Source organism: Vibrio sp. 10N.222.49.C9, assembly GCF_041474985.1.
Classification (GTDB): Bacteria; Pseudomonadota; Gammaproteobacteria; order Enterobacterales; family Vibrionaceae; genus Vibrio; species Vibrio crassostreae_C.
Genome location: NZ_JBFRVD010000143.1, coordinates 1 through 472, shown reverse-complemented (window position 1 = coordinate 472; position 472 = coordinate 1). Strand labels below are relative to the sequence as shown.

The 472-nt window shown below is 44.9% G+C and carries 1 protein-coding gene; it reads left to right on the top strand.

Features of this window, described 5'->3' with window-relative positions:
- On the top strand, positions 1-306 hold a 306-nt coding region (locus AB4585_RS22410), incomplete at its 5' end, for a transposase (RefSeq protein ID WP_372171011.1).
- Positions 307-472: the final 166 nt, after the last annotated feature.

The following is a 472-nucleotide window of genomic DNA, read 5'->3' as shown; positions in this document are numbered from 1 at the left end:
GGCCTAGAAGGACTTCAAGAAAAACCTCGGACTGGTAGGCCTGCATACCTCACCGATGAGCAGCGGGCTCAACTCAGTGCCTTCATAAAAAAAGAAGCTGAATCACCTTCTGGTGGCCGCCTTGTTGGAAGCGATATACATGACTACATCGTTAAACACTTTGACAAGCACTACCACCCTAATTCCATCTATTATCTCCTCGACCACATGGGTTTTTCTTGGATAACTTCTCGTTCCAAACACCCTAAACAATCACAGCAAATACAAGACGATTTTAAAAAAATTCCAAATCGAAACGATCCTTAAGATCCCCGGCCATATTGGGCTAGAGAGTGTTGATGTCTGGTTTCAAGACGAAGCTAGGTTTGGTCAGCAGAACACAACAACACGTCTTTGGGCTACTCGTGGAACGAGACCTCGCGTAGTAAAACAGCAGCAATTTGAATACGCTTATTTGTTTGGCTCAGTGTGC